This is a genomic window from Saccharothrix sp. ST-888 (genome assembly GCF_000955975.1).
Classification (GTDB): Bacteria; Actinomycetota; Actinomycetes; order Streptomycetales; family Streptomycetaceae; genus Kitasatospora.
The window spans coordinates 1-285 of the sequence record NZ_JYJF01001034.1; the positions used below are offsets into that span (position 1 = coordinate 1).

Sequence of the window (285 nt, forward strand, 5' to 3'; positions counted from 1 at the left end):
CGGCACCGGTGCTCGCCGAACTCGACGCGCTGGACCGGACGCTCTCCGCCATCTCCCCCGACCACGCCGAACGCGCCCGCGTCACGGCCCGACTCCAGGGCCTCCTGACGAAGTGGAACGCGGGCGACGGGCCCGCCGACAGCGCCGACGACGACGAGTTGGACAACGCGTCGGCCGACGACCTCCTCGACATCATCAACAAGGAATTCGGCAGGTCCTGACGTGACGACCGCAACCCAGCACCCGACGACAGCAACGGCCGGCCCGACAACCACCGGCGTGACG

Annotated in this window: 1 protein-coding gene; it reads left to right on the plus strand. The window is 70.5% G+C overall.

The genetic code is table 11. From position 1 onward, the window contains the following. Positions 1–221, plus strand: a 221-nt coding sequence (locus tag UK12_RS42760; protein ID WP_045307346.1) for a hypothetical protein, incomplete at its 5' end; no start/stop codon positions are given. Positions 222–285 lie beyond the last annotated feature (64 nt).